The sequence below is a fragment of the Mycobacterium sp. DHQP2018-32-09 genome, from assembly GCF_058148405.1.
The window spans coordinates 1-4,362 of the sequence record NZ_JBYVYK010000101.1 but is presented as its reverse complement, the minus strand read 5'-3'; the positions used below and the strand labels follow the sequence as shown (position 1 = coordinate 4,362).

The following is a 4,362-nucleotide window of genomic DNA, read 5'->3' as shown; positions in this document are numbered from 1 at the left end:
CCCGCGCCAACCCCTCACTGTCCGGATCGATCCCGATCATCCACCGCGGCTCCAACCACTGCGACCGCAACAACTTGTACAACAGATCGGTACTGATGTTCCCCGACCCCACGATCGCCACCGAGAGTTTGTCAGCCATGGTGATGGGCTCCTTTGCCTCGCATTGTCATTCGAAGGACAGCCGAACCGATCCCAGACCGTCGAAACGAGCCAGGAAGTCGTCGCCTGGGCGCGCGTCGATGGCCCGCGTGCAGGATCCGGGCAGCACGATGTCGCCGGCGCGCAGCCGCACCCCGAACTGGTCGACCTTGCGCGCCAACCACGCCACCGCCGTCACCGGGTTGCCGAGCACGGCATCGCTGCGTCCCTCGGCCACGACGTCGCCGTTGCGGGTCAGCACCGCATCGATGCCCCGGATGTCGACGTCCTTGGGCGACACCCGCTCCTTGCCCAGCACCCAGCCCGCCGATGACGCGTTGTCGGCGATGGTGTCGCACAGCTTGATCTTCCAGTCGGTGATGCGCGTGTCGATCAACTCGATCGACGGCACGTAGGCCGCAGTCGCCGCCAGCACGTCATCCTCGGTGCAGCCCTCACCGGGCAGGTCGTCGGCGAGGATGAAACCCACCTCGACCTCCACCCGCGGCAACAGGAACGTCCCCGCCGGCACCGGCTTGTCCTCGTAGACCTCCATGTCGGCCAACAGGTGCCCGTAGTCCGGCTCGTCGACCCCCATCATCTGCTGCATGGCCGCCGAGGACAGGCCCACCTTGTGACCCACGACCCGCGCGCCGTCGGCGAGCCGCGCCCGGATGTTGATCAGCTGGATCTCGTAGGCGTCGACCACGTCGATGTCCGGGTGTGCATCGGTCAACGGAGCGATCGGCACCCGGGTGCGCTCGGCATTGGCGAGGTCGGCGGCCAGCTTCTGACGCACCTCGACGGGCAACATTCGTGAAGTCCCCTCGTTTTCTTGACCGGCACTGTTGTTTGATGGCCGGGCCATTCTATAACGTGTTCTACATGACGGAGCAGCAGTACGACGTGGTCGTGGTCGGCAGCGGCGCGGCCGGCATGGTCGCCGCGCTCACCGCCGCCCACCAGGGACTCTCGACAGTAGTCCTCGAGAAGGCCCCGCACTACGGCGGATCGACCGCTCGATCGGGCGGCGGCGTATGGATTCCCAACAACGAGGTGTTGCGCCGCGCGGGCGTCAAGGATACCGCCGACGCCGCCCGCACCTACCTGCACGAGATCATCGGCGACGTCGTGCCTCCGGAGAAGATCGACACCTATTTGGACCGAGGTCCGGAGATGCTGTCGTTCGTCTGCGCCAACTCACCCTTGAAGCTGTGCTGGGTGCCGGGGTACTCCGACTACTACCCGGAAGCGCCGGGAGGCAAGCCCACGGGCCGCTCCGTCGAGCCGAAACCGTTCGACGCCAAGCGTCTTGGCGTCGACGAGGCCGGCCTGGAGCCGCCGTACGGCAAGGTGCCGATGAACATGGTGGTGATGCAGCAGGACTACGTGCGGCTGAATCAGCTCAAACGGCACCCGCGCGGCGTGCTGCGCAGCCTCAAGGTCGGCGTCCGATCGGTGTGGGCGAACGCCACCGGCAAGAACCTCGTCGGCATGGGGCGCGCGCTCATCGCGCCGCTGCGCATCGGGCTGCAGGACGCCGGGGTGCCGGTGCTGCTCAACACCGCCCTCACCGACCTCCAGGTCACCGACGGCAAGGTCACCGGCGTGTACGTGCGCAACACCACCGAGCCGGAAAGCGCCGAGCCCTACGTCATCCGGGCTCGCAAGGCGGTGATCCTCGGTTGCGGCGGCTTCGAGCACAACGAGCAGATGCGGGTGAAGTACCAGCGCGCCCCGATCACCACGGAGTGGACCGTGGGCGCGGTCGCCAACACCGGTGACGGCATCCTTGCAGCCGAGAAGCTCGGCGCGGCACTGGAGATCATGGAGGACAGCTGGTGGGGCCCCACCGTCCCCCTGGTCGACGCGCCGTGGTTCGCGCTGTCGGAGCGCAACTCGCCCGGGTCCATCATCGTGAACATGGCGGGCAAGCGCTTCATGAACGAGTCGATGCCCTATGTCGAAGCGTGCCACCACATGTACGGCGGCCAGTACGGCCAGGGACCGGGCCCCGGCGAGAACGTGCCCGCCTGGCTGCTGTTCGACCAGCAGTACCGCGACCGCTACATCTTCGCCGGACTTCAACCCGGGCAACGCATTCCGAACAAGTGGCTCGAGTCGGGCGTCATCGTCAAGGCCGACACCCTCACCGAGCTCGCCGAGCGCACCGGTCTGCCCTCCGACGAACTCACGGCCACCGTCGAACGGTTCAACGGGTTCGCACGCCGTGGCATCGACGAAGACTTCGCACGCGGCCAGAGCGCCTACGACCGGTACTACGGCGACCCCACCAACAAGCCCAACCCCAACCTTGGCGAGATCAGCCATGGCCCCTTCTACGCGGCCAAGCTGGTGCCCGGCGACCTGGGCACCAAGGGCGGCATCCGCACCGACGTCAACGGCCGGGCGCTGCGCGACGACGGTTCGGTGATCGAAGGCCTCTACGCCGCAGGCAACGTCAGCTCGCCGGTGATGGGGCACACCTATCCCGGCCCCGGCGGCACCATCGGCCCGGCCATGACGTTCGGCTACCTGGCGGCCCTGCACGTGGCCGCCACCGCGACGTCCGACGCCGGGAAGCGCTGATGCCGATCGATCTCGACACGGCCCTCGGCGCCGAACTCCCGGCCACGGAGTTCTCGTGGACCAGCAGCGACGTCCAGCTCTACCACCTGGGCCTGGGCGCCGGGCACGACCCGCTGGACCCGCGCGAACTGCGCTACCTCACCGACGACACCCCGCAGGTGCTGCCCACGTTCGGCAACGTCGCGCAGAGCTTTCACGAGACCGCGGCGCCGACGGTGCGGTTCCCCGGCATCGACATCGAATTGAGCAGGGTGCTGCACGCCAGCGAGGCCATCACGGTGCCCGCGCCCATCCCCCCGTCGGGCACCGGCATCGCCGTCACGCGCTTCACCGACATCTGGGACAAGGGCAAGGCCGCGGTGATCTGGTCTCAGACCGAGGTCACCAGCCCGGACGGCGTTCCGCTGTGGACCCAGCGGCGCTCCATCTTCGCCCGCGGCGAGGGCGGGTTCGGTGGCGAACGGGGACCGTCGACGTCCTCGGAACCGCCGCAGCGCAGCCCGGACCACGAGATCTCGGTGCCGGTGTCACCGCAGCAGGCGTTGCTGTATCGCATGTGCGGCGACCGAAATCCCTTGCACTCCGACCCGGAGTTCGCGGCAGCGGCCGGCTTCCCGAAGCCGATCCTGCACGGCCTGTGCACGTACGGCATGACGGCCAAGGCGTTGACCGACCTCCTGCTCGACGGTGACACCACGCGGGTCGGGCACTACGGTGCCCGATTCGCCGGCGTGGTGTTCCCCGGTGAGACGCTGCGGATTCGCGTGTGGTCCGAGGGCAACGATCACCAGGCACTGGTGACCGTGCCGGAGCGTGACGACGCCATCGCCCTGGCCGGCGTGGAATTCGTTCCTGCCTGATCGACGCCGCCGTCGGGGATTCGCGTGGCGCCCCGCAGGGAACACACGAGTGTTTCCGAGCGGTCGTTTCGACCTGCTAGGTTTCGATCGAGGGGATGTCCCGTCGGGGGGATCCGATTTCGATGTCGATGAAGTCGATCAGGAGGGCACGACCAGTGAGATTCACGATCACGATCACCACGTTGGCAGCCGCCGCCGTTGCGGCCGGAGCGATTTCGGTTGCCGGGGCAGGACTTGCCGCCGCCGACGCCGACGTCACGCAGCCCATCGGCGCGCAGGGCAAGCTCGTCGACGGCAACGTCGTCCAGGGATGGACCGTCAGCGGGCTCAAACCCAGCACCGACGTCATCAACTACCCCGTCGCCGGTCAGCTGTGGGAGATCACCGCGACCGACGAGGCGATCCAGGGCGGCGTCATCCCGATCGTGTCGAACTTCAACGTGCGTGCCGCCGACGGCCAGAACTATCGCGCGCTGTTCGGCGCCGCCACCCCGCAGGGCGTCAACCCCGCCACGCTGGCGCAGGGCCAGTCGACCAGCGGCAAGATCTACTTCGACGTGACGGGCCCGCAGCCCACCACGGTGGTCTACAACGCGGGCGGCACCGATCTGCTGACCTGGACGCCCGCCCCCGCCCAGCAGGGCACCGGCGGTACCCAGTCCTACCCGTCGCGCGGCGGGCAGACCACGGCGACGCCGACCGCAGCAACGCCCGCGACACCAGGCACCCCCGGCGCGCCGGGCGCCGTCCCCGCGGGCAACGGCGCGCTGCCCGC

4 protein-coding genes and 1 pseudogene are annotated in these 4,362 nt (G+C 68.5%); 3 read left to right on the top strand and 2 right to left on the bottom strand.

Features of this window, described 5'->3' with window-relative positions; all coding sequences use genetic code 11:
* Both AC30CM_RS26730 and AC30CM_RS26725 read right to left on the bottom strand, forming a co-directional pair.
* Positions 1 to 139: pseudogene (locus AC30CM_RS26730) on the bottom strand (acetaldehyde dehydrogenase (acetylating)); the annotation flags it as partial.
* A 27-nt stretch (positions 140 to 166) separates the two neighbouring features.
* On the bottom strand, positions 167 to 952 hold the full coding sequence (locus tag AC30CM_RS26725) for a 2-keto-4-pentenoate hydratase (RefSeq protein ID WP_490119932.1): 786 nt from the start codon (positions 950 to 952) through the stop codon (positions 167 to 169).
* Positions 953 to 1,023: 71 nt separating this feature from the next.
* Here AC30CM_RS26725 and kstD point away from each other — a divergent pair, with 71 nt between their 5' ends.
* The 3 genes from kstD to AC30CM_RS26710 form a co-directional block, all read left to right on the top strand.
* Positions 1,024 to 2,727, top strand: coding sequence for a 3-oxosteroid 1-dehydrogenase (gene kstD / locus AC30CM_RS26720; protein WP_490119931.1), 1,704 nt, complete (start codon positions 1,024 to 1,026; stop codon positions 2,725 to 2,727).
* Positions 2,727 to 3,587 carry a MaoC/PaaZ C-terminal domain-containing protein gene (locus tag AC30CM_RS26715; protein WP_490119930.1) on the top strand — a complete coding sequence of 287 codons (861 nt, stop codon included), beginning with the start codon at positions 2,727 to 2,729 and terminating at the stop codon, positions 3,585 to 3,587. Before kstD ends, AC30CM_RS26715 begins: the two co-directional genes overlap by 1 nt.
* Before the next feature lie 155 nt (positions 3,588 to 3,742).
* Positions 3,743 to 4,362 (top strand): MPT63 family protein (locus AC30CM_RS26710; RefSeq protein ID WP_490119929.1); only part of this gene is annotated, 620 nt, incomplete at its 3' end.

Coding starts and splice junctions, on each gene's coding strand:
- AC30CM_RS26725 (WP_490119932.1), bottom strand. CDS start 952: ATGTTGCCCGTCGAGGTGCGTCAGAAGCTGGCCGCCGACCTCGCCAAT.
- kstD (WP_490119931.1), top strand. CDS start 1,024: ATGACGGAGCAGCAGTACGACGTGGTCGTGGTCGGCAGCGGCGCGGCC.
- AC30CM_RS26715 (WP_490119930.1), top strand. CDS start 2,727: ATGCCGATCGATCTCGACACGGCCCTCGGCGCCGAACTCCCGGCCACG.